Origin of the sequence: Streptococcus mitis, assembly GCF_047464945.1 — a bacterium.
GTDB lineage: Bacteria > Bacillota > Bacilli > Lactobacillales > Streptococcaceae > Streptococcus > Streptococcus mitis_EA.
Map to the genome: position 1 here is coordinate 218,092 of NZ_JASHAX010000001.1, position 24,141 is coordinate 242,232.

Here is a 24,141-nt window from a genome sequence, read left to right on the forward strand (position 1 = left end):
ATTTTTTAATACAGTGTAAAAATGTCAGAAAAATTAAAAACAGTTATAAATAATACACTGCTATTGACAAAGTGTAAGGATATCGTTATATTAGTAACACCGAAGATTTCTTGTTTTGTCTAACCAACACATTTTTAATGAAAGTGAGGATGGAACAGAAAAAAATATAAAATCAATGTTGACTGCAGCAGGTACTGGTGGTATTGGTAGCGTAGTTTCTGTTCATATATTAAAAATACCGTTCGAAAATCTTACTGTGGTAAGTGTAGCGATAGTCGTTATTTCACTAATTATTTGTTGCTTTGCATTCTTGGTTATCAATTCTAACAGAAGAACCAGAAATTCAAAAGAGCTGATGGCCACTTGGCTTAGAAAGGGTAATAACTATACTAAACCTAGGAATAAAGCTTCACCAAATAAAAGAAAAAATCACCACTAATAGTGGTGAAGCTAATGCAAATCAGTCTTATCGTTCTCTTGTTGGTTAACTATAAGGCTGATAACTAAAAATAAGAAATCTTCTCCCCAACGGTAGTACGAATATCGTTGGGATTTTCTTTATCTCAAAAGCATATATTTTATAGCTACTTGAGATAACTTAATCTATTATACAGACTTTAAGTAATTGTGTCAACAGTTTTGTTGAAAAATCGTTAAAATAACTAAAATTAAACTTAGCTGCAATTTGTAATCCTAAACGGCAAATTCGTCCAAATCTTCCATTCTGCAACAAGCAGTATAATATTTTTCGACACACTCAGGATTAAGAAAACGGCAAGTATAAAACCAAGAATATTCGTCCGTGATGGGGGGTTGCACTTTGAAAACGAGGCTTAAAAACACATCACCCACCATATAATCGTGCAATTCTTAAAAAGTGTAAGGTGAACTGTTTTAATTTAGGGGAGTTCAGGCGATAGAAAACTTCAAAATTTGGTTGAATCATACCACTCCAGTAGTAGTCAAAATTTTCGAAGGCTTTTAGTTTTGCTTTGTTGCCAATTTAAAGCTCGGTGGGTACTGGAGCTTCTTGCGACAGTTTGCCCAATTCGTAACTCACCCGAAGCATTTCTTGAAGCGTCCAGACCGAAATATCGTGAAAATCTTGGCTATCTAAGTTTTGGCGCTCCAGCGTAGGGATTCTGCCAATCATGCTGGCTACTATAGTAATTTCTTGGTCTCGGGTGGTGTCTTCGTTTTCAAAATTGTGGATATTTTGAATGCGGTCTTGAAGCGAGAATTGCTCTTGTTCAAGTTCATTATTTTGAATACTTCTGTTAGTGAATTTTTCCATAGAAATCTCCTTTGCTTTGTTGGTGTGTCCATCATAACTCTCCGTAAGTAAAGAGTCAAGCACTTTTTCACGAAAACCCCAACGACTTGAAATCGCTGGGGTTAAGGGGCTAGTGTCGGTTAGTTGTTGGACTGCTGGGTGAGGTGTGGACATTATAACACAAAACCCCGTCTTGCAACGGGATTTTCTTTATTCTAGAATCAGTAAACCATCTTTAACTGCAAATGGGTCTTTTTCATTGATACGGTCGTAAAACATGATACCGTTGATGTGGTCAATTTCATGCTGAACAACGATGGAGTTGTAGCCTTTGAGTTTGATACGGTGTTTTTCTCCATCTTTATCAAAGTAGTCAACAGTGACGCGAGCATGGCGGACTACATAGCCAGGCACGTTGCGGTCAACAGACAGGCAACCTTCTCCTTCGCCAAGAGCAGCATCTTGAACAGAGTGAGAGACGATTTTTGGATTGTACATAATAGCTTGTAAGTCGTAGGCTTCCTCTGGAGTTTCGCCTTCTTCAACAATATTTGGTACTAAAACAGCGATAACGCGTTTTGAGATATCCAATTGAGGAGCAGCAAGTCCAACCCCACCACGGAGTCCCATCTTTTCAGCCATGACCGGATCTTGGGAATGTTTGAGGAATTGCATCATCTTTTCGCCAAGGATGATTTCCTGGTCAGACAAGGGGAAAGTAACTTCCTCAGCAACTGCGCGAAGAGTCGGATTCCCCTCGCGGATAATATCGTTCATATCAATTAAGTGAGCAGCTTTTGTAATACGTTCTATAGCAGACATTTTCTCTCCTTTCATTACCTCTACATGATATCACAAAATGACAAGGATTGAAAGTATTACAGTCTTTAGGATTTATAGAAAATAGATAGGAAGTTCAATTCAATTGTGAAAGAAATACTTATCTGTGTTATAATAAAAAGAAAAGGCTTGCATAAGAAAGTAGGGAGAATGAAGATGCAAAGAAGACAAGATAGACATAAACGTGGACCAGTTTTTCGCTTTGTGAAAGGTTTGGTCAACTTTTTTAGACGTTATCGTAAGTGGAGTAACAAGGGATTTGTGGCGGTACTCTTGCTAGCAGTTGCTTTATCAATGGGCTTGGTTTTGTTGTTTGAAAGCTTCCAAGGCATGCCTATGACCAGTCAAAAACGAGATACTATTTCTCAAGAAGGAACTAAGAAAAAGTCTCAGGAGCAGGAAGAGGAAAAAACTGCTAGAATTATGGCTCATGGTGATTTGCTTTATCATGATATTCTTTACTTTTCAGCAAAAAAGGATGATGGAACGTATGATTTTCATGAGAATTTTGAGTATGTTACTCCTTGGCTTAAGCAAGCAGACTTAGCTATTGGTGACTTTGAAGGAACCATTAATAAGGATCATTATTTAGCGGGTTATCCTCTCTTTAATGCTCCTGCTGAAGTTATGGATGCCATTAAGGATGCAGGTTATCATGTTCTAGATTTGGCTCATAATCACATTTTGGATTCGCAAATTGAGGGAGTTATTTCAACGGCCGATATTATTGAGAAAGCTGGAATCACTCCAATCGGAGTTTATACGCACGAGCCACGTGATCAGGCTCCGCTTGTCATTAAGGAAGTGAATGGTATCAAGGTTGCACTTTTGGCTTATTCTTATGGATTTAATGGAATTGAGCAAAATATTTCTCAAGAGGATTATAATCACTATCTTTCGGATTTAGATGAGAATAAAATGAAGTCTGAAATTGAACGGGCGGAAAAGGAAGCAGATATCACCATTATCATGCCACAAATGGGTGTTGAGTATCGCATAGAACCGACTGAAGAGCAAAAGGCTCTTTATCACAAGATGATTGATTGGGGAGCAGATATTATCTTTGGAGGGCATCCTCATGTTGTTGAACCATCTGAAACGGTTGAAAAAGATGGAGAAAAGAAACTCATTATCTATTCAATGGGGAACTTCATTTCCAATCAACGAATTGAGACCATGCAAGGGGTAGAAAATGCTAAGTGGACTGAACGTGGCGTTCTCATGGACGTGACCATTAAGAAGAAGGATGGAAAAACAACTATCGGAACAGCTAAAGCTCATCCTACTTGGGTCAATCGAACACCAAAGGGAACCTTTTCACCAGAAGGCTATCCTTTATATCATTATCAAACCTATATCTTGGAAGATTTCATAGAGGGTGGCAGTCATCGTGATCAATTAGATGAAGCGACTAAGGAACGAATTGATACAGCCTATAAAGAAATGAACGAACATGTGGGTTTGAAGTGGGATTAGTTTGAATCCAGAGGAAATGAAATGACTATTAAGGTAATTGCGACAGATATGGATGGAACCTTGCTGGATGCTAGAGGCCGGCTTGATCTCCCACGATTGGAAAAGATTTTAGATCAGTTGGATCAAAGGGGGCTTCGTTTTGTCATCGCGACGGGCAATGAAATTCACCGCATGAGGCAACTGCTGGGGCACTTGGTGGATCGAGTGGTTCTGGTGGTTGCTAACGGTGCTCGTATTTTTGAAAACAATGAACTGATTCAGGCTCAGACTTGGGATGATGCTATTGTTGATAAGGCTTTGGTTCATTTCAAGGGTCGAGAGTGTCAGGACCAGTTTGTTGTAACGGCTATGAAGGGTGGTTTCGTTAAGGAAGGTACGATTTTTACAGACCTTGAAAGTTTTATGACTCCAGAAATGATTGAAAAATTCTACCAACGGATGCAATTTGTGGACGAATTAACATCTGACCTCTTTGGTGGTGTGCTCAAGATGAGTATGGTTGTTGGTGAGGAACGTTTGAGTTCGGTCTTGGAAGAAATCAATGACCTCTTTGATGGCCGTGTTCGAGCTGTATCAAGTGGCTATGGTTGCATTGATATCCTTCAAGCTGGGATTCATAAAGCATGGGGCTTGGAAGAATTACTCAAGCGCTGGGACTTGAACCCCCAACAAATCATGGCTTTTGGCGATAGTGAAAATGATGTTGAAATGCTTGAAATGGCTGGGATTGCCTATGCGATGGAAAATGCTGATGAGAAAGCCAAAGCTGTGGCGACTGCTCTTGCGCCAGCCAATAGCCAAGGAGGAGTTTATCAAGTATTGGAAAACTGGTTAGAAAAAGGAGAATGAAGTGGCAGTACAGTTATTAGAAAATTGGTTACTAAAGGAACAAGGCAAAATCCAAACCAAGTATCGTCACTTAAATAACGTTTCTGTTGTAGAACCAGACATTCTTTTTATTGGGGATTCCATTGTCGAATATTTTCCTCTGCAGGAACTATTTGGGACTTCGAAGACGATTGTCAATCGAGGCATTCGAGGTTATCAGACAGGGTTGTTACTAGAGAATCTAGATGCGCATCTTTACGGTGGAGCAGTAGATAAAATTGTCCTTTTAATTGGGACAAATGATATCGGAAAAGATGTGCCTGTGAATGAGACTCTCAATAATCTCGAAGCTATCATACAATCCATTACTCGCGATTATCCATTGACTGAGATTAAATTGCTTTCTATTTTGCCAGTCAATGAGGGAGAGGAGTACAAGCAGACAGTCTATATCCGCACAAATGAAAAAATTCAGAAATGGAATCAAGCCTATCAAGAGCTTGCTTCTGCCTATATGCAGGTGGAATTTGTGCCAGTTTTTGATAGTTTGACAGACCGGGCAGGCCAACTCAAAAAAGATTATACAACTGATGGGTTGCACCTTAGTGTTACTGGTTATCAGGTTTTGACCAAAGCTTTGAAAGACTATCTTTTGTAGTTAGTTGATTTCCCTTTTGCATTTTCGTGTTAGATAAGGTATAATGGTTTTACTGTCTTTTGGGGTCGTTACGGATTCGACAGGCATTATGAGGCATATTTTGCGACTCGTGTGGCGACGTAAACGCTCAGTTAAATATAACTGCAAAAAATAACACTTCTTACGCTCTAGCTGCCTAAAAACCAGCAGGCGTGACCCGATTTGGATTGCTCGTGTTCAATGACAGGTCTTATTATTAGCGAGATACGATCAAGTCTTGTCTAGTGGCTTGATAAGAGATTGATAGACTCGCAGTTTCTAGGCTTGAGTTATGTGTCGAGGGACTGTTAAACTAATACATAACCTATGGTTGTAGACAAATATGTTGGCAGGTGTTTGGACGTGGGTTCGACTCCCACCGGCTCCATTATTCCTTTGCATTCTTTTGCATTCCTTGGTAAAACGTTGTTAAATCAACGTTTTTTATTTTTATCTTTAGTATTCCTTGGTATTCTTTTGTAAAAAAGGGAGTCACAAACAGACCCTAAAGCAGACCCTGTTTTTAAAAAAGGGATACACAAAAGGATACAACATTTTTGTCGTATCCTAAAAATCTATGTACTTCACAAAGCGTTCTTTGACTCCATTATGCGTTTTTGTGATTTTAAAACTTGTTAGCTGATTTTTTACAATCCAGCGAAATCTTTGATTTCTTGTGCTGACATTGAAGAGTCGCAACGGACATTGATTTGTCCATCTACAATGTGAACGAAGCCTGGTACAGTTGGAATTCCATAGCGTGAGCGGAATTCTTGCAACTCATTGAGTTGGCTTGCTTCTTCACTATTGATGAAGTAGATGTGAGCTTTGGTTTCAGCTACGACACCTGCCAAGGTACCAGCAAATTTACGGCAGTAAGGGCAAGTTTTGCGACCAATAAAGAAGGTTGCAGTTTCTTTTTTATCAAGAGCTTCTTGCGCACGCGCAACTGTAGTGACTTCAAGGTCTTTGATATTATCTAAAAATTGTTCCATGAGATTACCTCGCTTTCATTGATAAGTCTAGTATGCCATAAAGTTTCTAAAATTGCTTAGATTTGATACGAAAAAAAGATGAGATTGGTTTGTCTCATCTTTTATAGGATTTTATTTTACAAAAGCATTGATTTCTGCTTCGATGTTCGCAATTTTAGCTTGTGATTCTTCGTTTGTTTCCCCTACAACTGCAATGTAGAACTTGATTTTTGGTTCTGTCCCTGAAGGGCGAACGGCAATCCATGAACCGTCAGCAAGTGTGTATTTCAACACATCACTTGGAGGTGTTGTCAAGTTTGTAACAGTTCCGTCAGCAGCAGTAGCAGTTTGAGCCTTGAAGTCTTCTACGACAGTGATAGCTGTTGTGTTCCATTCTTTTGGAGCATTGTTACGGAATTTAGCCATAATCGCTTTGATTTGTTCAGCACCATCGACACCTGAAAGGGTAACAGAGATAGTTTTTTCTGCGTAGTAACCGTACTCTTTGTAGATTTCTTCGATACCGTCAGCAAGGGTCAAACCACGTGAACGGTAGTAGGCAGCAAGTTCAGCAACGACTAGAACAGCTTGTATAGCGTCTTTATCACGTACGAATGGTTTAATCAAGTAACCGAAGCTTTCTTCAAATCCCATCATATAAGTGTGATTGTGTTTTTCTTCGAATTCTTGGATTTTTTCAGCGATGAATTTGAAACCAGTCAAGACGTTGAACATAGTTGCGCCGTAGCTTTCAGCAATCTTCGTTACCAAGTCAGTTGATACGATAGATTTACATAGGGCTGCATTTTCAGGAAGAGTTCCAGCATTTTTGTGGGCTTCCAAGATGTATTTAGCCATGATGGCACCGATTTGGTTACCTGAAAGGTTGAGGTAGCTACCATCTTTTTGAAGTACTTCAACACCGACACGGTCCGCATCTGGGTCAGTTGCAACAAGAACATCAGCACCTACTTGTCGACCAAGTTCTTCAGCAAGGGCAAAGGCTGCTTGGTTTTCTGGGTTTGGAGATTTTACAGTTGAGAAGTCTGGGTCAGCAGTTGCTTGCGCTTCAACGACTTGAACTGAGTCAAATCCTGCTTGGGCAAGAGCACGACGAGCCAACATTTCACCAGTACCATGAAGTGGTGTGTAGACAATCTTCATGTCTTTACCGAATTCTTCAATCAAAGCTGGGTTGATGTTGACATCTTTAACTTCTTTGAGGTATTCTACATCGACAGCTTCGCCGATAACTTCAATCAAGCCAGAAGCTTTTTCAACTTCCACATCAGCAACTTCAACTGCAAATGGATTTTCGATTGCACGGATATATGTAGTCAAAGCGTCTGCGTCGTGTGGAGGCATTTGTCCACCGTCTTCGCCGTAAACCTTGTATCCGTTAAATGGTGCAGGGTTGTGGCTGGCTGTGACCATGATACCTGCGAAACAGTTGAGGTGACGAACTGCAAATGATAGTTCTGGAGTTGGACGAAGGCTTTCAAATACATAAGATTTGATACCATGTTTAGCAAGAACTGCCGCAGATTCAAAGGCAAACTCAGGTGAGAAGTGACGGCTATCGTAGGCGATTGCGACACCACGTTCTTTTTCATTTCCACCTTTTGACTCAATCAAACGAGCCAAGCCTTCAGTAGCTTGGCGAACAACGTAGATGTTGATGCGGTTTGTACCAGCACCAATCAAGCCACGCATACCTGCAGTACCAAATTCAAGATTTGTATAGAAGGCATCTTCCTTCGTTTTTTCATCCATATTTTCCAAATCTTGACGAAGGTAGTCAGGAAGCTCCGCAAAATCAACCCATTTCTGGTAATTTTCTTGGTAAGACATTAAAATTCTCCTTTTTGTAAATTGTTTTAACCGTTCACATTATAGCACTTTTTAGCATTTTAGTAAAACGGTAGCATAATTTTCAGAAAAGTAGTGACATATGCCTGTTTATCAAGTCTTGAATGCCTTAGGGAAACATGCTATACTACTTGTATGATTATTTTACAAGCTAATAAAATTGAACGTTCTTTTGCAGGAGAAGTTCTTTTTGATAATATCAACCTGCAGGTTGATGAACGAGATCGGATTGCCCTTGTTGGGAAAAATGGTGCAGGTAAGTCTACTCTTTTGAAGATTTTGGTTGGAGAAGAGGAACCAACTAGTGGAGAAATCAATAAGAAAAAAGATATTTCTCTATCTTACCTAGCCCAAGATAGCCGTTTTGAATCTGAAAACACTATCTACGATGAAATGCTTCATGTCTTTGATGATTTGCGTCGGACTGAGAAACAACTGCGTCAGATGGAGTTGGAGATGGGTGAAAAGTCTGGTGAGGATTTGGATAAACTGATGTCAGATTACGACCGCTTATCTGAGAATTTTCGCCAAGCAGGTGGCTTTACCTATGAAACTGATATCCGTGCTATCTTGAATGGTTTCAAGTTTGACGAATCTATGTGGCAGATGAAAATTGCCGAGCTTTCAGGTGGTCAAAATACTCGCTTGGCTCTAGCCAAAATGCTACTTGAAAAGCCCAATCTCTTGGTCTTGGACGAGCCAACCAACCACTTGGATATTGAAACCATTGCCTGGCTAGAGAATTACTTGGTAAACTATAGCGGTGCCCTCATTATTGTTAGCCATGACCGTTATTTCTTGGACAAGGTTGCAACGATTACGCTGGATTTGACCAAGCATTCCTTGGACCGCTATGTGGGCAATTATTCTCGCTTTGTCGAGTTGAAGGAGCAAAAACTAGCTACTGAGGCAAAAAACTATGAAAAGCAACAGAAGGAAATTGCAGCTCTGGAAGACTTTGTCAATCGCAATCTAGTCCGAGCTTCAACGACCAAACGTGCCCAATCTCGTCGTAAACAACTGGAAAAAATGGAACGTTTGGACAAGCCTGAAGCTGGTAAGAAAACAGCCAACATGACCTTCCAGTCTGAGAAAATGTCGGGCAATGTTGTTTTGACTGTTGAAAATGCGGCTGTTGGCTATGATGGGGAAGTCTTGTCACAACCGATTAACCTAGACCTTCGTAAGATGAATGCTGTTGCCATCGTTGGACCAAACGGCATTGGAAAGTCAACCTTTATCAAGTCTATTGTGGACCAGATTCCTTTTATCAAGGGTGAAAAGCGCTTTGGTGCCAATGTTGAGGTTGGTTACTATGACCAAACCCAAAGCAAGCTGACACCAAGCAATACTGTACTGGATGAACTCTGGAATGATTTTAAACTGACACCAGAAGTTGAAATCCGTAACCGCCTAGGTGCTTTCCTTTTCTCAGGAGATGATGTTAAAAAATCAGTCGGCATGCTGTCAGGTGGTGAGAAAGCGCGTTTACTTCTTGCTAAATTGTCTATGGAAAACAACAACTTCCTGATCCTTGATGAGCCAACCAACCACTTGGATATTGATAGCAAGGAAGTGCTAGAAAATGCCTTGATTGACTTTGATGGAACTCTGCTATTCGTCAGCCACGACCGTTACTTTATCAATCGTGTGGCAACTCATGTACTGGAATTGTCTGAGAAGGGCTCAACTCTCTATCTTGGAGATTACGACTATTACGTTGAGAAGAAAGCAGCAGTAGAAATGAGCCAGACTCAGGAAGTTTCAACTAGCAATCAAGCAAAAGAACCGAGCCCAGTCAATGACTATCAGGCCCAGAAAGAAAGTCAAAAAGAGGTTCGCAAACTCATGCGACAAATTGAAAATCTAGAAGCTGAAATAGAAGAATTAGAAAGTCAAAGTCAAGCGATTTCTGAACAAATGTTGGAAACAAACGATGCCGTCGAACTGATGGAATTACAGGCTGAGCTGGACAAAATCAGCCATCGTCAGGAAGAAGCTATGCTTGAGTGGGAAGAATTATCAGAGCAGGTGTAAAGATGGAACATCTTGGAAAAGTATTTCGTGAATTTCGAACAAGTGGAAATTATTCTTTAAAGGAAGCAGCAGGCGAGTCCTGCTCTACCTCTCAGTTATCTCGCTTTGAGCTTGGGGAATCTGATCTAGCAATCTCGCGTTTCTTTGAGATTTTGGATAACATTCATGTAACAATCGAAAATTTCATGGATAAGGCTAGGAATTTTCACAATCATGAACATGTGTCTATGATGGCGCAGATTATCCCGCTTTACTACTCAAATGATATTGCAGGTTTTAAAAAGCTTCAAAGAGAACAACTTGAAAAGGCTAAGAGTTCGACGACTCCCCTCTATTTTGAGCTGAACTGGATTTTGCTACAAGGTCTAATTTGTCAAAGAGATTCGAGTTATCATATGAAGCAGGATGATTTGGATAAGGTAGCAGATTATCTTTTCAAAACAGAAGAATGGACCATGTATGAATTGATTCTTTTCGGGAACCTCTATAGTTTCTACGATGTGGACTATGTCACTCGGATTGGTAGAGAAGTTATGGAGAGGGAGGAGTTTTACCTAGAGATTGGTCGCCATAAGAGATTAGTGTTGATTTTAGCCCTCAATTGTTACCAGCATTGTTTAGAGCATGCTTCTTTTGATAATGCTAGCTATTTTGAGGCTTATACAGAGAAGATTATTGGTAAAAACATTAGTCTGTATGAACGAAATATTTTACATTACTTAAAAGGTTTTGCCTTGTACCAAAAAGGAAAGTGTAAAGAAGGTTGTAGCCAAATGCAAGAAGCCATGCATATTTTTGACGTGCTAGGTCTTCCAGAGCAAGTAGCCTACTATCAGGAACACTACGAAAAATTTGTCAAAGATTAATTTTCCCAAATAAGGGAAAAAATAAAAAGCTCCTTTCGGTTTTGATACAATAGTTTCAAAATTTGAGAGGAGTTTTTATATGAATCGCTATGCAGTACAGTTGATTAGCCGTGGAGCTGTTAACAAGATAGGGAATATGCTCTATGATTATGGAAATAGTGTCTGGTTAGCGTCCATGGGAACTATCGGACAGACAGTTTTAGGAATGTATCAGATTTCTGAGCTCGTCACATCCATTCTCGTAAATCCTTTTGGCGGAGTCGTTTCAGACCGTTTTTCTCGTCGTCGGATTTTAATGGCGACAGACCTTGTTTGTGGGATTCTTTGTTTGGCTATTTCTTTCATAAGGAATGACAGCTGGATGATTGGAGCTTTGATTTTTGCCAATATTGTGCAGGCGATTGCCTTTGCCTTTTCTAGACCAGCAAATAAGGCCATTATCACAGAATTGGTAGAGAAGGATGAACTGGTCCTCTACAATTCTCGTTTGGAGTTGGTCTTGCAGGTTGTCAGTGTGAGTTCCCCTGTACTTTCTTTTCTGGTTTTACAATTTGCAAGTCTTCGCATTACCTTGGTATTAGATGCCCTTAGTTTTTTTCTCGCTTTTGGCTTGGTAGCCCTGCTTCCCAAAAAAGAAGAGAAGACTTTGGGGGAGAAGAAACTTACATTCAAAGTTATTTGTGCTGATATCAAGGAGGGAGTTCACTATATTGTGAAGCAAAGGGAAATCTTCTTTTTACTAGTCATGGCTTCAAGTGTCAATTTTTTCTTTGCAGCTTTTAATTACCTCCTTCCCTTTTCAAATCAGCTCTATGGAGCACAAGGTGCCTATGCTACTATTTTAACAATGGGTGCTATTGGATCTATTGTTGGGGCGCTGCTAGCTAGTAAGATTAAAGCCAGTATGGAAATGCTTTTATTTTTATTGGCACTGACTGGACTTGGAGTGATGATAATGGGATTTACCCTCCCCTCCTATCTTGCTTTTTCAGGAAATTTCATTTGTGAATTATTTATGACGATTTTTAATATTCACTTTTTTACTCAGGTACAAACCAAGGTTGAAGGTGAATATCTGGGAAGAGTTCTTAGTTCGATTTATACCTTAGCTATACTATTTATGCCTATTGCAACAGGTTTAATGACCTGGCTTCCAAGTGTTCATCTTTATTCTTTCTTGATTATTGGACTTGGAGTTGTCGCCTTATCCTTCTTAGCTCTAGGCTATGTTCGAACTCATTTTGAAAAAGAGACATAAGTTTGCTTGGACTTCAAAAATAATTCCAATCTAAGTGTTTTTTCCGCCCTTCTCGTTTGTGAGGAGGGCTTAGTTTATGGTAAAATGGTCTTATGAATAAAAGAATGAATGAGTTAGTCGCCTTGCTCAATCGCTATGCGACTGAGTACTATACCAGCGACAATCCCTCGGTTTCAGACAGTGAGTATGACCGCCTTTACTGTGAGTTGGTCGAGTTGGAGTCTGCCTATCCAGATCAAGTGTTAGCAGACAGTCCGACCCATCGTGTTGGTGGCAAAGTCTTAGATGGTTTTGAAAAATACAGTCATCAGTATCCTCTTTATAGTTTGCAGGATGCTTTTTCACGTGAGGAGCTTGAAGCTTTTGATGCGCGTGTTCGTAAGGAAGTGGCTCATCCAACCTATATTTGTGAGCTGAAAATCGATGGTTTGTCAATCTCACTGACTTATGAAAAGGGGATTTTGTTTGCTGGGGCAACACGTGGAGACGGTTCTGTTGGAGAGAATATCACGGAAAACCTCAAGCGTGTTAAGGATATTCCTTTGACTTTGCCAGAAGAATTAGATATCACAGTTCGTGGGGAATGTTATATGCCACGCGCTTCTTTTGACCAGGTTAACCAAGCTCGACAAGAAAATGGAGAGTCTGAATTTGCCAATCCTCGTAATGCGGCGGCAGGAACCTTGCGTCAGTTGGATACAGCAGTAGTTGCCAAGCGTAATCTTGCAACGTTCCTCTATCAAGAAGCCAGCCCGTCAACTCGTGATAGTCAAGAAAAGGTTTTGAAGCACCTAGAACAACTAGGTTTTGTGGTCAATCCTAAGCGAATCTTGGCTGAAAGCATGGATGAAATCTGGAATTTTATCCAAGAAGTAGGAGAGGAACGGGAGAATCTGCCTTATGATATTGATGGGGTGGTGATCAAGGTCAATGACTTAGCAAGCCAAGAAGCACTCGGCTTTACTGTTAAGGCTCCAAAGTGGGCAGTTGCCTACAAGTTCCCAGCTGAAGAAAAAGAAGCTCAACTCTTATCAGTTGATTGGACAGTTGGCCGTACGGGTGTTGTAACCCCAACTGCAAATCTAACACCAGTACAACTAGCTGGTACAACTGTTAGCCGTGCAACTCTGCACAATGTGGATTATATTGCTGAAAAAGATATCCGTAAAAACGACACAGTTATCGTTTATAAGGCTGGAGATATTATCCCTGCTGTTTTACGAGTGGTAGAGTCCAAACGGGTTTCTGAAGAACAACTAGATATCCCTACAAACTGCCCAAGTTGTAACTCTGACTTGCTGCACTTTGAAGATGAAGTGGCCCTGCGTTGTATCAATCCGCGTTGCCCTGCTCAAATCATGGAAGGCTTGATTCACTTCACTTCTCGTGATGCTATGAATATTACAGGCCTTGGTCCATCTATTGTTGAGAAACTCTTTGCTGCTAATCTGGTTAAGGACGTGGCAGATATTTATCGTTTGAAAGAGGAAGATTTTCTTCTTTTAGAGGGGGTTAAGGAAAAGTCTGCTTCTAAACTGTATCAGGCCATCCAAGCATCTAAGGAAAACTCTGCTGAAAAACTCTTGTTTGGACTAGGTATTCGCCATGTCGGAAGCAAGGCCAGTCAGTTGTTACTTCAACATTTTCATTCAATCGAAAATCTGGCTCAGGCAGATCCAGAGGAAGTGGCGAGTATTGAAAGTCTGGGTGGTGTGATTGCCAAGAGTCTTCAGACATATTTTGCGACAGAAGGCTCTGAAATTCTCCTCAGAGAATTGAAAGAAACTGGGGTCAATCTGGACTATAAAGGACAGACGGTAGTAGCAGATGCAGCCTTGTCAGGTTTGACCGTGGTATTGACAGGAAAATTGGAACGGCTCAAGCGCTCAGAAGCTAAAAGTAAACTCGAAAGTCTAGGTGCTAAGGTAACAGGCAGTGTTTCTAAAAAGACAGACCTTGTTGTTGCAGGAGCAGATGCTGGAAGTAAACTTCAAAAAGCACAAGAACTTGGTATTGAGGTTCGAGATGAAGCTTGGCTAGAAAGTTTGTAATGATCTTTTAAAAACAGAGTTTAGATCATTTGACTATGTCTGTTAATTGAGACGAGATTGGTCAAGAATTTATTAGTGAAACAGAAATAAAATAAAAAGGAAAAATAAAAATGTATACCTACCCTATGCGCATTCATTATCATCGCAAGAATGGTGAATATGACACTTGCTCTTTTGTAAAGAGTAAGGATCAACGAATTGATTTACTAACTTACCAAGAAGATTATTTTGGAGCCTTATTTAGCTTTGAACACCCAAGTGTTCATCCCTTAGAAAGCTTGAATTTTGTGGTTCATACAGGCCAAACTAGTAAAGAATATGCTATCCGTTTTAATCACTATCCCCTCTTAACAGAGGTCTGGATTTTGGAAGGCGATGATAGAATTTATTATTCTGAAAATCCTGCTATTGCCAGTCCTTTCTATAAAAATCAAAATCCTTTTGCCTTTGACAAGGCTATCAATAGTGCTAGTTTCGACCACCACTGGGGCTACCAAGGGAAATTGGGTTGCCGTGTAGAGGACAATCAGGCTCGTTTTGCTCTCTGGGCTCCAACAGCGACAGAAGTGCAGGTTGTCGTTTATGAATCAGCTGCTAATGATGCTCCTGTTTGGAAGACCTTTGAGATGGAGAGAGGCAATAGCTACTCCTATAATCACAAGGACAATACAATCGGTGTCTGGAGTTTGGATGTTGAGGAAGATTTGACTGGTAAGGCTTATCAGTATCAAGTCCAATTCCCTCACCACCAAACAGTGACACGCGATCCCTATACCATCGCGACCAGTCCTGATGGCAAACGTTCAGCTATCCTGAGCCATGAAGAAAAGCAAGTTGCAAACTTCGAGGTCAAGCACGGTGCTGAGGCTACTTGGCGCTTGGCAAATCCATGTAAGGCAGTTATTTGTGAAATGCACATTCGTGATTTGACCAAATCACCGACCTCAGGTGTGGGTGAACATCTTCGAGGAACTTTCTTAGGTGCTGCACAAACTGGAACAGTTAACCAGTACGGTCAGTCAACTGCTTTTGATCACATCAAGAAGTTGGGCTACAATTATGTTCAGTTGCAACCAATTGCAGACCGTCATAAAGAATATGATGAAGATGGGAATGTAACCTACAACTGGGGTTATGACCCACAAAACTATAACGCACCAGAAACGAGCCTTTCAACTAATCCAGATGATCCAGCTCAGGTTATTCGTGATTTGAAGACCATGGTTCAAGCTTATCACGATGCAGGTATTGGTGTTATTATGGATGTGGTCTATAACCATACCTTCTCAGTTGTTGATGCACCTTTCCAAACAACTGTCCCTGATTACTATTATCGTATGAATCCAGACGGTACCTTCCAGAATGGAACGGGTGTTGGAAATGAAACAGCCAGTGAACACGAAATGTTCCGCAAGTATATGATTGATTCTCTTCTATACTGGGTGCAGGAATACAACATTGACGGTTTCCGTTTTGACTTGATGGGGATTCATGATGTCAAGACCATGCAGATGATTCGTCAGAGTTTGGATGAAATTGACCCTAACATTATCCTTTATGGAGAAGGTTGGGACATGGGAACAGGTCTTGCCCCTTATGATAAGGCTAAGAAAGACAACGCCTACGAAATGCCAAATATTGGTTTCTTTAATGACAATCAGCGTGATGCTGTCAAAGGTGGAGAAGTTTATGGTGCTATCAAGTCAGGTTTTGTCAGCGGTGCTGCGACAGAGCCAATTCTTGCCAAAGCAATCCTAGGCAGTCGTGAATTAGGAACCTATACACATCCAAATCAAGTACTTAACTATGTGGAAGCCCATGACAATTACAATCTCCACGATTTATTGGCAACTCTTCATCCAGACCAAAGTTCAGAACAAATCATGCGCAAGGTTGAGACAGCCACAGCTATGAACCTACTCATGCAAGGGATGTCCTTTATGGAAATCGGTCAAGAATTTGGTCGTACCAAACTGGTTGCGACAGGTGAGAATGGTGAGTTGACTCATGATGATAGAGAGCGTGCTATGAATAGCTATAATGCTCCAGACAGTGTGAACCAAGTGAACTGGAACTTGATTAATGAGCGTCAAGATAGTATTGAGTTTATCCGTCAGATGATTCGATTGAAGACAGGAACCGGTGCCTTTTCTTACCCTACTTATGATGAAATTTACCATCATGTTTTTATTCATTCAGCAAATGAACATAGTGGTTTGATTGTCTATGAGATTCAAGGGGAAGAACATTTACTGGTTGTATTTAATGCTAAAGGGCAAGACTTCCAGTTTGAAAATGCTGGAAATCTAGAACTATTAGTGACCAATAGCCATTTAAGTGATAAAGACATGGTTGGTGGCGTTAGCGCCAGCGTCTTTAAAGTCTTGTAGAAAAAATCAAAAGTTTTCAATTGTGTCGTATAATTTCTAGGATATCTTCTTGCTAAAAATTATAAAACTCAATGAAGAATAACATAGCATGAAAAAGGTTTAGTTCATCTAAGCCTTTTTTTCTTGTACTGACTGCTTAACAAAAGAGTTCAAATAGTTTGAAAAGTCAAGCTTGTGAAAATAATCTCAAAAATATTGTAAAAAGGGTTGTAATTTTCTGAAAATTTGGTAAAATATATCTAATCATTTTCAGGAGGACGAGAATTTGACAAGATATAAGAATTTAGTAAATGGAGAATGGAAATCATCTGAAAAAGAAATTACGATTTATTCACCAATCAATCAAGAAGAATTAGGGACAGTACCAGCTATGAGCCAAGCGGAAGTAGACGAGGCTATGCAAGCTGCGCGTGCAGCTCTCCCTGCATGGCGGGCTTTAGCTCCAGTTGAGCGTGCAGCCTATTTGCATAAGACAGCAGCTATTTTGGAACGTGATAAAGAAAAAATTGGTACAATTCTTGCCAAAGAGGTTGCTAAAGGAATTAAAGCAGCAATTGGAGAAGTAGTGCGTACCGCAGACTTGATCCGCTATGCTGCTGAGGAAGGTCTCCGTATCACTGGACAAGCAATGGAAGGTGGCGGTTTTGAGGCAGCAAGTAAAAACAAACTGGCTGTTGTCCGTCGTGAGCCGGTTGGAGTCGTGCTAGCTATTGCTCCCTTTAACTATCCAGTCAACCTTTCTGGATCTAAGATTGCTCCGGCTTTGATTGCAGGGAATGTGGTTATGTTTAAGCCACCAACACAAGGTTCTATTTCTGGTCTCTTGTTGGCTAAAGCCTTTGAAGAAGCAGGGATTCCAGCAGGTGTTTTCAATACCATTACGGGGCGTGGTTCAGAAATTGGGGATTATATCATTGAGCACAAAGAAGTCAACTTCATCAACTTTACAGGATCAACCCCTATCGGAGAACGTATTGGTCGTTTAGCTGGTATGCGTCCTATCATGCTGGAGCTTGGTGGGAAAGATGCAGCTCTTGTACTAGAAGATGCAGATTTGGAACATGCTGCCAAGCAAATTGTTGCAGGTGCCTTTAGCTACTCAGGGCAACGTTGCACGGCCATTAAACGTGTTATTGTTCTCGAAAGTGTTGCAGATACATTAGTTACTTTGCTTCAAGCAGAGATTGCTAAATTAACAGTTGGTGACCCATTTGACAATGCTGATATTACACCTGTTATTGACAATGCTTCAGCCGACTTTATTTGGGGCTTGATTGAGGATGCACAAGAAAAAGGGGCTCAGGCTCTTACACCAATCAAACGTGAGGGCAATCTTCTCTGGCCAGTGCTTTTTGACCAAGTTACAAAAGATATGAAAGTAGCATGGGAAGAGCCATTTGGCCCTGTTTTACCAATTATTCGTGTGGCTAATGTAGAAGAAGCAATTGCCTTTGCCAACGAATCTGAATTCGGTCTTCAATCCTCAGTCTTTACAAATGATTTCAAAAAGGCCTTTGAAATTGCTGAAAAACTTGAAGTGGGTACAGTTCATATTAATAATAAAACCCAACGTGGTCCAGATAATTTCCCATTCCTTGGTGTCAAAGGTTCTGGAGCTGGAGTGCAAGGAATTAAATATAGCATTGAAGCGATGACAAATGTCAAATCCATTGTTTTTGATGTGAAATAAAATGTAAAATCAGGAAATTGTTTTCCTGGTTTTGTTTTTTACATAAAAACAATGCTATATTTGAATAAAATACGAACTTTGTGATATGATAGTAATCAAAAAGAGGACGTTTTCACAAACTATCTATCATTCCTTGATTTATAAGTGAATGGATAAGTTCATTTTTTGAAGATTTTCAAAAGAATTTTTACCAAATATGGTAATTTACTTGAATCTTACATAAAAAGGTAGTATAATAAATCTATGGAAAACGCTTACAGAAAAGAGGGGATATTATGGATAAAAGAGAAGCTTTGCGCACCTTTATGACAGGAGAAAATTTTCACCTTCAGCATTATCTAGGAGCACATAGGGAAGAACTAAATGGAGAATACGGTTATACATTTCGTGTGTGGGCTCCCAATGCTCAGACTGTCCACTTGGTGGGAGATTTCACGAATTGGGTAGAAAATCAAATTCCGATGGAACGAAATGAATTTGGAGTCTGGGAAGTCTTCACTACTCTTGCTCAAGAAGGCCAAATTTATAAGTATCATATCACACGCGCAAATGGTCATCAGTTGATGAAGATTGATCCTTTGGCTGTACGGTATGAGGCACGTCCGAGTACTGGAGCTATTTTAACAGAGATTCCAGAAAAGAAATGGAAGGATGGGCTTTGGTTAGCTCGCAGAAAACGTTGGACTTTCTTTGAACGTCCTGTCAATATCTACGAAGTTCATGCTGGATCGTGGAAGAGAAATCCAGATGGAAGTCCTTATAGTTTTGCACAATTGAAAGATGAACTCATTCCTTACCTAGTTGAGATGAACTATACTCACATTGAGTTTATGCCCTTGATGTCTCACCCTCTCGGTTTGAGTTGGGGTTACCAGCTTATGGGTTACTTCGCTTTAGAGCATGCCTATGGTCGCCCTGAAGAGTTTCAAGATTTTGTTGAGGAATGTCACTTAAACAATATTGGGGTTATTGTAGACTGGGTACCTGGTCATTTCACCATTAATGATGATGCCTTAGCTTATTATGATGGGACACCGACTTTTGAGTACCAAGACCATAATAAGGCTCATAATTACGGTTGGGGTGCACTCAATTTTGACCTTGGAAAAAATGAAGTCCAGTCCTTCTTGATTTCTAGCATTAAGTTTTGGATTGACTTTTACCATTTAGATGGTATTCGCGTGGATGCCGTTAGCAATATGCTCTATCTTGACTACGATGATGCTCCATGGACACCTAATAAAGATGGTGGCAATCTCAACTATGAAGGATATTATTTCCTTCAACGCTTGAATGATGTCATTAAACTAGCACATCCAGATGTGATGATGATCGCAGAAGAAAGTTCGTCAGCAACCAAGATTACGGGAATGAAAGAGCTTGGTGGTCTAGGATTTGACTACAAGTGGAATATGGGCTGGATGAATGATATCCTCCGATTCTATGAAGAAGATCCGATTTATCGTAAATATGACTTTAACCTGGTGACTTTCAGCTTTATGTATGTTTTCAATGAAAACTATCTCCTACCATTCTCGCACGATGAAGTGGTTCACGGTAAGAAGAGTATGATGCACAAGATGTGGGGAGATCGCTATAATCAATTCGCAGGCTTACGCAATATCTACACTTACCAAATTTGTCACCCTGGTAAGAAATTGCTCTTCATGGGTAGCGAATACGGCCAATTCCTAGAATGGAAATCTGAAGAGCAGTTGGAATGGTCTAATCTAGAAGATCCAATGAATGCTAAGATGAAGTATTTCACTTCTCAGCTAAACCAGTTTTACAAAGATCATCGCTGTCTGTGGGAAATCGATACCAGCTATGATGGTATTGAAATCATTGATGCGGATAATCGAGACCAGAGTGTTCTTTCATTTATTCGTAAGGGTAAAAAAGGCGACATGCTAGTCTGTATCTTTAACATGGCACCTGTTGAACGAAAAGATTTTACCATTGGTCTACCCGTTGCAGGAATTTACGAAGAAGTATGGAATACTGAGTTAGAAGAGTGGGGAGGCGTTTGGAAAGAACATAATCAAACTGTTCAAACGCAAGAAGGACTATGGAAAGATTATGAGCAGACCTTGACCTTTACCCTACCGGCTATGGGAGCAAGTGTTTGGAAAATCAAACGTCGCTTGAAATCTACTAAAACCGTCACAAATAAAAACCAAAAAGGAGTAGAAAATGAAGAATGAAATGTTAGCTTTGATTCTTGCCGGTGGGCAAGGAACTCGTCTCGGAAAACTCACTCAAAACCTTGCGAAACCAGCTGTACAATTTGGCGGACGCTACCGTATCATTGACTTCGCTCTTTCAAACTGTGCCAACTCAGGGATTAACAATGTTGGAGTCATTACACAGTATCAACCACTTGCTCTTAACAATCATATTGGAAACGGTTCAAGCTGGGGGTTAGACGGTATTAATTCTGGTGTCTCTATTCTTCAACCTTATTCTGCAAGTGAAGGAAATCGTTGGTTCGAAGGGACTAGCCACGCTATTTACCAAAATATTGATTATATCGACAGTGTCAACCCTGAGTATGTCTTAATTCTCTCTGGGGACCACATCTATAAAATGGACTATGATGATATGCTCCAGTCTCACAAGGATAATAATGCCAGTTTGACAGTAGCTGTTTTAGACGTCCCTCTTAAAGAAGCTAGTCGTTTTGGTATCATGAATACAGATGCTAACAATCGTATCGTTGAATTTGAAGAAAAACCAGCTCAACCTAAATCTACAAAGGCTTCTATGGGTATTTACATCTTTGATTGGCAACGTCTCCGCAATATGCTTGTTGCTGCTGAAAAGAGCAATGTAGATATGTCAGACTTTGGTAAAAATGTCATTCCAAATTACCTTGAGTCAGGTGAAAGTGTCTATGCCTATGAATTTAAAGGTTACTGGAAAGATGTTGGTACGATTGAGTCGCTTTGGGAAGCGAACATGGAGTACATTTCTCCAGAGAATGCCTTGGACAGCCGTAACCGTCAATGGAAGATTTACTCAAGAAACTTAATTTCACCACCAAACTTCCTTGGGGCAAATGCTCATGTGGAAGATTCCTTGGTTGTCGATGGCTGTTTTGTAGATGGAACTGTTAAACATTCTATCCTTTCAACAGGTGCGCAAGTTCGCGAAGGGGCAGAAGTAGTAGATTCAGTTATCATGAGTGGAGCCATTATTGGACACGGAGCTAAAATCAAACGTGCCATTATTGGTGAAGGTGCAGTTATTTCTGATGGTGTCGAAATTGATGGAACAGAAGAAGTACAAGTTGTAGGATATAATGAAGTAGTGGGGGTAGCAACAGATGAAGATTGATAAATATTCTGCCATTTTAGGAAACACAGTTGGTTTTCATGATATGTCAACATTGACAGACCACCGTCCAGTAGCTAGTTTGCCATTTGGCGGTAAATATCGTTTGATTGACTTCCCGCTCTCAAGTCTTGCCAATGCTGGTGTTCGCAGTGTTTTTGGTATTTTTCAGCAGGATAATATTAGTTCTGTTTTTGACCATATCCGTTCAGGGCGTGAGTGGGGCTTGTCCACTCTTCTTAGTCACTATTATCTAGGAATTTACAATACCCGTGTGGAAAGTAGTACAGTTGGAAAAGAATACTACCAACAGCTTCTCACTTATTTGAAACGTTCTGGCTCAAACCAAACAGTTTCCCTCAACTGTGATGTTCTGATTAACATTGATTTGAACCAAGTTTTCCATCTACATAGTACAACAAAAAGGCCTATCACTGTAGTTTATAAAAAACTAGCTAAGAAAGACATTTCAGAAGTAAACGCAATCTTAGAAGTGGATGAAACAGACCATGTTCGTTCTCATAAACTCTTTGATAGCAAGTTACCAGATCAAATCTATAACATGTCTACAGATATCTTTGTCGTTGATACACCTTGGTTGATTGAACGCTTGGAAGAAGAAGCTAAGAAAGAACATCCAGAGAAGTTACGCTATGTTTTACGGGATTTGGCTGCAAAAGAAGGGGCTTTTGCCTACGAGTACACAGGTTATTTAGCAAATATTCATTCTGTAGAGTCTTATTACCAAGCTAACAAAGATATGCTTGAATCACAAAAATTCTACTCTCTCTTCTCACCAAATCAAAAAATTTATACAAAGGTCAAAAACGAAGAGCCAACTTATTATGCTAATACATCTAAAGTAAGCACTTCTCAGTTTGCGTCTGGTAGTATTATTGAAGGTCAAGTGGCTAATTCTGTTCTATCACGTAATATTCATGTCCATAAGGATAGCCTAGTTAAAGATAGCCTGCTCTTCCCTCGTGTTGTTATTGGAGAAGGAGCTCAGGTAGAATATGCTATCTTGGACAAGGGTGTTGAAGTTGAGCCTGGTGTTGTGATTCGAGGAACTGCAGAACATCCAGTCGTCGTTAAGAAAGGTGCTAAAGTAACAGAGGATATTCATTCATGAAAATTTTATTTGTAGCAGCTGAGGGTGCACCCTTTTCAAAAACAGGTGGTTTGGGAGACGTCATTGGCGCTCTTCCTAAATCACTAGTAAAAGCGGGACATGAAGTTGCAGTAATTCTCCCCTACTATGATATGGTAGAGGATAAATTTGGAAATCAGATTGAAGATGTTCTTCATTTTGAGGTAAGTGTTGGTTGGCGCAGACAGTATTGTGGAATTAAGAAAACAGTTTTAAATGGTGTAACCTTCTACTTTATTGACAATCAATATTATTTCTTCCGTGGTCATGTTTACGGTGATTTTGATGACGGAGAACGCTTTGCCTTTTTCCAACTAGCTGCCATTGAGGCTATGGAAAGGATTGACTTTATTCCTGATCTTCTCCATGTTCATGACTACCATACAGCTATGATTCCTTTCTTGTTGAAGGAAAAATACCGTTGGATTCAAGCCTATGAGGGCATTAAAACAGTTTTAACCATTCATAATTTGGAATTCCAAGGACAATTCTCAGAAGGAATGTTATGGGATTTGTTTGGAGTCGGCTTTGAACGTTACGCTGATGGCACCCTTCGCTGGAACAACTGTCTGAACTGGATGAAGGCAGGTATTCTCTATGCAGACCGTGTTTCAACCGTTTCACCTAGTTATGCTCATGAAATTATGACCAGTCAGTTCGGATGTAACTTGGATCAGATTCTCCGAATGGAGTCAGGTAAGGTATCTGGTATCGTGAATGGGATTGATGCTGACCTGTATAATCCTCAGACGGATGCTCTTTTAGATTATCATTTTAGTCAGGAAGATTTGTCTGGTAAAGCCCAGAATAAGGCAAAATTGCAAGAAAGAGTTGGCTTACCCGTTAGGGCTGATGTTCCACTGGTGGGAATTGTTTCTCGTTTGACACGTCAAAAAGGTTTTGATGTGGTGGTGGAAAGTCTGCACCATATCTTGCAAGAAGATGTTCAGATTGTTCTTTTGGGAACTGGAGACCCAGCTTTTGAGGGTGCTTTCTCATGGTTTGCTCAAATCTATCCAGACAAGCTATCAGCAAATATCACTTTTGATGTCAAACTAGCTCAAGAAATCTACGCTGCTTGTGACCTCTTCCTCATGCCGAGTCGTTTTGAACCGTGTGGCTTGTCTCAGATGATGGCTATGCGTTACGGAACCTTGCCATTAGTCCATGAAGTTGGTGGCTTACGAGATACCGTTAAAGCCTTTAATCCAATCGAAGGAAGCGGTACTGGCTTTAGCTTTGACAATTTATCTCCTTACTGGTTAAATTGGACTTTCCAAACAGCTTTGAACTTGTATAGAAACCATCCTGATGTTTGGAGAAATCTACAAAAACAAGCTATGGAGTGTGATTTCTCATGGGATACAGCCTGCAGGTCATACCTTGATTTGTACCATAGTTTAGTTAATTAATAGATAAAATCGTATGAT

The 24,141-nt window shown here is 40.2% G+C and carries 18 protein-coding genes and 1 other RNA gene; 15 read left to right on the forward strand and 4 right to left on the reverse strand.

The genetic code is table 11. The annotated features are described in order from the left end of the window. Positions 1–115: 115 nt before the first annotated feature. On the forward strand, positions 116–439 hold the full coding sequence (locus tag QM424_RS01080) for a hypothetical protein (protein ID WP_414392668.1): 324 nt from the start codon (positions 116–118) through the stop codon (positions 437–439). A 564-nt stretch (positions 440–1,003) separates the two neighbouring features. Here QM424_RS01080 and QM424_RS01085 read toward each other — a convergent pair. Beyond that, positions 1,004–1,294 carry a DUF6900 domain-containing protein gene (locus tag QM424_RS01085; RefSeq protein ID WP_414392669.1) on the reverse strand — a complete coding sequence of 97 codons (291 nt, stop codon included), beginning with the start codon at positions 1,292–1,294 and terminating at the stop codon, positions 1,004–1,006. Between the two features lie 189 nt (positions 1,295–1,483). After that, complete coding sequence (gene def / locus QM424_RS01090) at positions 1,484–2,095, reverse strand: peptide deformylase (protein WP_101781892.1); 612 nt, start codon at positions 2,093–2,095, stop codon at positions 1,484–1,486. A gap of 174 nt (positions 2,096–2,269) precedes the next feature. Here def and QM424_RS01095 point away from each other — a divergent pair, with 174 nt between their 5' ends. From QM424_RS01095 to ssrA, 4 genes are all read left to right on the forward strand, one after another. Then, on the forward strand, positions 2,270–3,589 hold the full coding sequence (locus QM424_RS01095) for a CapA family protein (RefSeq protein ID WP_414392670.1): 1,320 nt from the start codon (positions 2,270–2,272) through the stop codon (positions 3,587–3,589). A 21-nt stretch (positions 3,590–3,610) separates the two neighbouring features. After that, on the forward strand, positions 3,611–4,438 hold the full coding sequence (locus QM424_RS01100; protein ID WP_414392671.1) for an HAD family hydrolase: 828 nt from the start codon (positions 3,611–3,613) through the stop codon (positions 4,436–4,438). A gap of 1 nt (position 4,439) precedes the next feature. Beyond that, the gene (locus QM424_RS01105) at positions 4,440–5,075 is read left to right on the forward strand and encodes an SGNH/GDSL hydrolase family protein (RefSeq protein WP_414392672.1); all 636 of its coding nucleotides are present in this window, start codon (positions 4,440–4,442) and stop codon (positions 5,073–5,075) included. Positions 5,076–5,136: 61 nt separating this feature from the next. Next, positions 5,137–5,484, forward strand: a transfer-messenger RNA (tmRNA) gene (ssrA, locus tag QM424_RS01110). A 256-nt stretch (positions 5,485–5,740) separates the two neighbouring features. On the opposite strand, the gene QM424_RS01115 is transcribed toward ssrA, so the two are convergent. Continuing rightward, on the reverse strand, positions 5,741–6,088 hold the full coding sequence (locus tag QM424_RS01115; RefSeq protein ID WP_414392673.1) for a DUF6568 family protein: 348 nt from the start codon (positions 6,086–6,088) through the stop codon (positions 5,741–5,743). Positions 6,089–6,199: 111 nt separating this feature from the next. Then, complete coding sequence (locus QM424_RS01120; RefSeq protein ID WP_414392674.1) at positions 6,200–7,918, reverse strand: phospho-sugar mutase; 1,719 nt, start codon at positions 7,916–7,918, stop codon at positions 6,200–6,202. 153 nt (positions 7,919–8,071) lie between these two features. Here QM424_RS01120 and QM424_RS01125 point away from each other — a divergent pair, with 153 nt between their 5' ends. The 10 genes from QM424_RS01125 to glgA all read left to right on the forward strand — a co-directional run bounded on the left by QM424_RS01125 (position 8,072) and on the right by glgA (position 24,123). After that, positions 8,072–9,973 (forward strand): ABC-F family ATP-binding cassette domain-containing protein, encoded by a 1,902-nt coding sequence (locus QM424_RS01125; protein ID WP_414392675.1) that lies wholly within the window; start codon positions 8,072–8,074, stop codon positions 9,971–9,973. Between the two features lie 2 nt (positions 9,974–9,975). Then, the gene (locus QM424_RS01130) at positions 9,976–10,839 is read left to right on the forward strand and encodes an Rgg family transcriptional regulator (protein ID WP_414392676.1); all 864 of its coding nucleotides are present in this window, start codon (positions 9,976–9,978) and stop codon (positions 10,837–10,839) included. A gap of 79 nt (positions 10,840–10,918) precedes the next feature. Next, positions 10,919–12,097 carry an MFS transporter gene (locus QM424_RS01135; protein ID WP_414392677.1) on the forward strand — a complete coding sequence of 393 codons (1,179 nt, stop codon included), beginning with the start codon at positions 10,919–10,921 and terminating at the stop codon, positions 12,095–12,097. Between the two features lie 92 nt (positions 12,098–12,189). Next, complete coding sequence (gene ligA / locus QM424_RS01140; protein ID WP_414392678.1) at positions 12,190–14,148, forward strand: NAD-dependent DNA ligase LigA; 1,959 nt, start codon at positions 12,190–12,192, stop codon at positions 14,146–14,148. A 110-nt stretch (positions 14,149–14,258) separates the two neighbouring features. After that, complete coding sequence (gene pulA / locus QM424_RS01145) at positions 14,259–16,538, forward strand: type I pullulanase (RefSeq protein WP_414392679.1); 2,280 nt, start codon at positions 14,259–14,261, stop codon at positions 16,536–16,538. A gap of 265 nt (positions 16,539–16,803) precedes the next feature. After that, a complete protein-coding gene (locus QM424_RS01150) occupies positions 16,804–18,228 on the forward strand; it encodes an NADP-dependent glyceraldehyde-3-phosphate dehydrogenase (RefSeq protein ID WP_414392680.1) in 1,425 nt (474 codons plus the stop codon). A 275-nt stretch (positions 18,229–18,503) separates the two neighbouring features. Beyond that, positions 18,504–20,432 carry a 1,4-alpha-glucan branching protein GlgB gene (glgB, locus tag QM424_RS01155; RefSeq protein ID WP_261044770.1) on the forward strand — a complete coding sequence of 643 codons (1,929 nt, stop codon included), beginning with the start codon at positions 18,504–18,506 and terminating at the stop codon, positions 20,430–20,432. Beyond that, entirely contained in the window at positions 20,422–21,564 is a 1,143-nt protein-coding gene (locus QM424_RS01160; protein WP_414392681.1) for a glucose-1-phosphate adenylyltransferase, read from the forward strand. The genes glgB and QM424_RS01160 overlap by 11 nt, the downstream gene beginning before the upstream one ends. Continuing rightward, the gene (gene glgD / locus QM424_RS01165) at positions 21,554–22,693 is read left to right on the forward strand and encodes a glucose-1-phosphate adenylyltransferase subunit GlgD (protein WP_084890162.1); all 1,140 of its coding nucleotides are present in this window, start codon (positions 21,554–21,556) and stop codon (positions 22,691–22,693) included. Before QM424_RS01160 ends, glgD begins: the two co-directional genes overlap by 11 nt. Further along, on the forward strand, positions 22,690–24,123 hold the full coding sequence (glgA, locus tag QM424_RS01170; protein ID WP_084890160.1) for a glycogen synthase GlgA: 1,434 nt from the start codon (positions 22,690–22,692) through the stop codon (positions 24,121–24,123). Before glgD ends, glgA begins: the two co-directional genes overlap by 4 nt. The last annotated feature ends 18 nt before the right edge of the window (positions 24,124–24,141 follow it).

Bases quoted from the DNA above. Each gene is read 5' to 3' on its own strand.
- QM424_RS01085 (WP_414392669.1), bottom strand. From the start codon at position 1,294: ATGGAAAAATTCACTAACAGAAGTATTCAAAATAATGAACTTGAACAA.
- def (WP_101781892.1), bottom strand. From the start codon at position 2,095: ATGTCTGCTATAGAACGTATTACAAAAGCTGCTCACTTAATTGATATG.
- QM424_RS01095 (WP_414392670.1), top strand. From the start codon at position 2,270: ATGCAAAGAAGACAAGATAGACATAAACGTGGACCAGTTTTTCGCTTT.
- QM424_RS01100 (WP_414392671.1), top strand. From the start codon at position 3,611: ATGACTATTAAGGTAATTGCGACAGATATGGATGGAACCTTGCTGGAT.
- QM424_RS01115 (WP_414392673.1), bottom strand. From the start codon at position 6,088: ATGGAACAATTTTTAGATAATATCAAAGACCTTGAAGTCACTACAGTT.
- QM424_RS01120 (WP_414392674.1), bottom strand. From the start codon at position 7,918: ATGTCTTACCAAGAAAATTACCAGAAATGGGTTGATTTTGCGGAGCTT.
- QM424_RS01125 (WP_414392675.1), top strand. From the start codon at position 8,072: ATGATTATTTTACAAGCTAATAAAATTGAACGTTCTTTTGCAGGAGAA.
- QM424_RS01130 (WP_414392676.1), top strand. From the start codon at position 9,976: ATGGAACATCTTGGAAAAGTATTTCGTGAATTTCGAACAAGTGGAAAT.
- QM424_RS01135 (WP_414392677.1), top strand. From the start codon at position 10,919: ATGAATCGCTATGCAGTACAGTTGATTAGCCGTGGAGCTGTTAACAAG.
- ligA (WP_414392678.1), top strand. From the start codon at position 12,190: ATGAATAAAAGAATGAATGAGTTAGTCGCCTTGCTCAATCGCTATGCG.
- pulA (WP_414392679.1), top strand. From the start codon at position 14,259: ATGTATACCTACCCTATGCGCATTCATTATCATCGCAAGAATGGTGAA.
- glgB (WP_261044770.1), top strand. From the start codon at position 18,504: ATGGATAAAAGAGAAGCTTTGCGCACCTTTATGACAGGAGAAAATTTT.
- QM424_RS01160 (WP_414392681.1), top strand. From the start codon at position 20,422: ATGAAGAATGAAATGTTAGCTTTGATTCTTGCCGGTGGGCAAGGAACT.
- glgD (WP_084890162.1), top strand. From the start codon at position 21,554: ATGAAGATTGATAAATATTCTGCCATTTTAGGAAACACAGTTGGTTTT.
- glgA (WP_084890160.1), top strand. From the start codon at position 22,690: ATGAAAATTTTATTTGTAGCAGCTGAGGGTGCACCCTTTTCAAAAACA.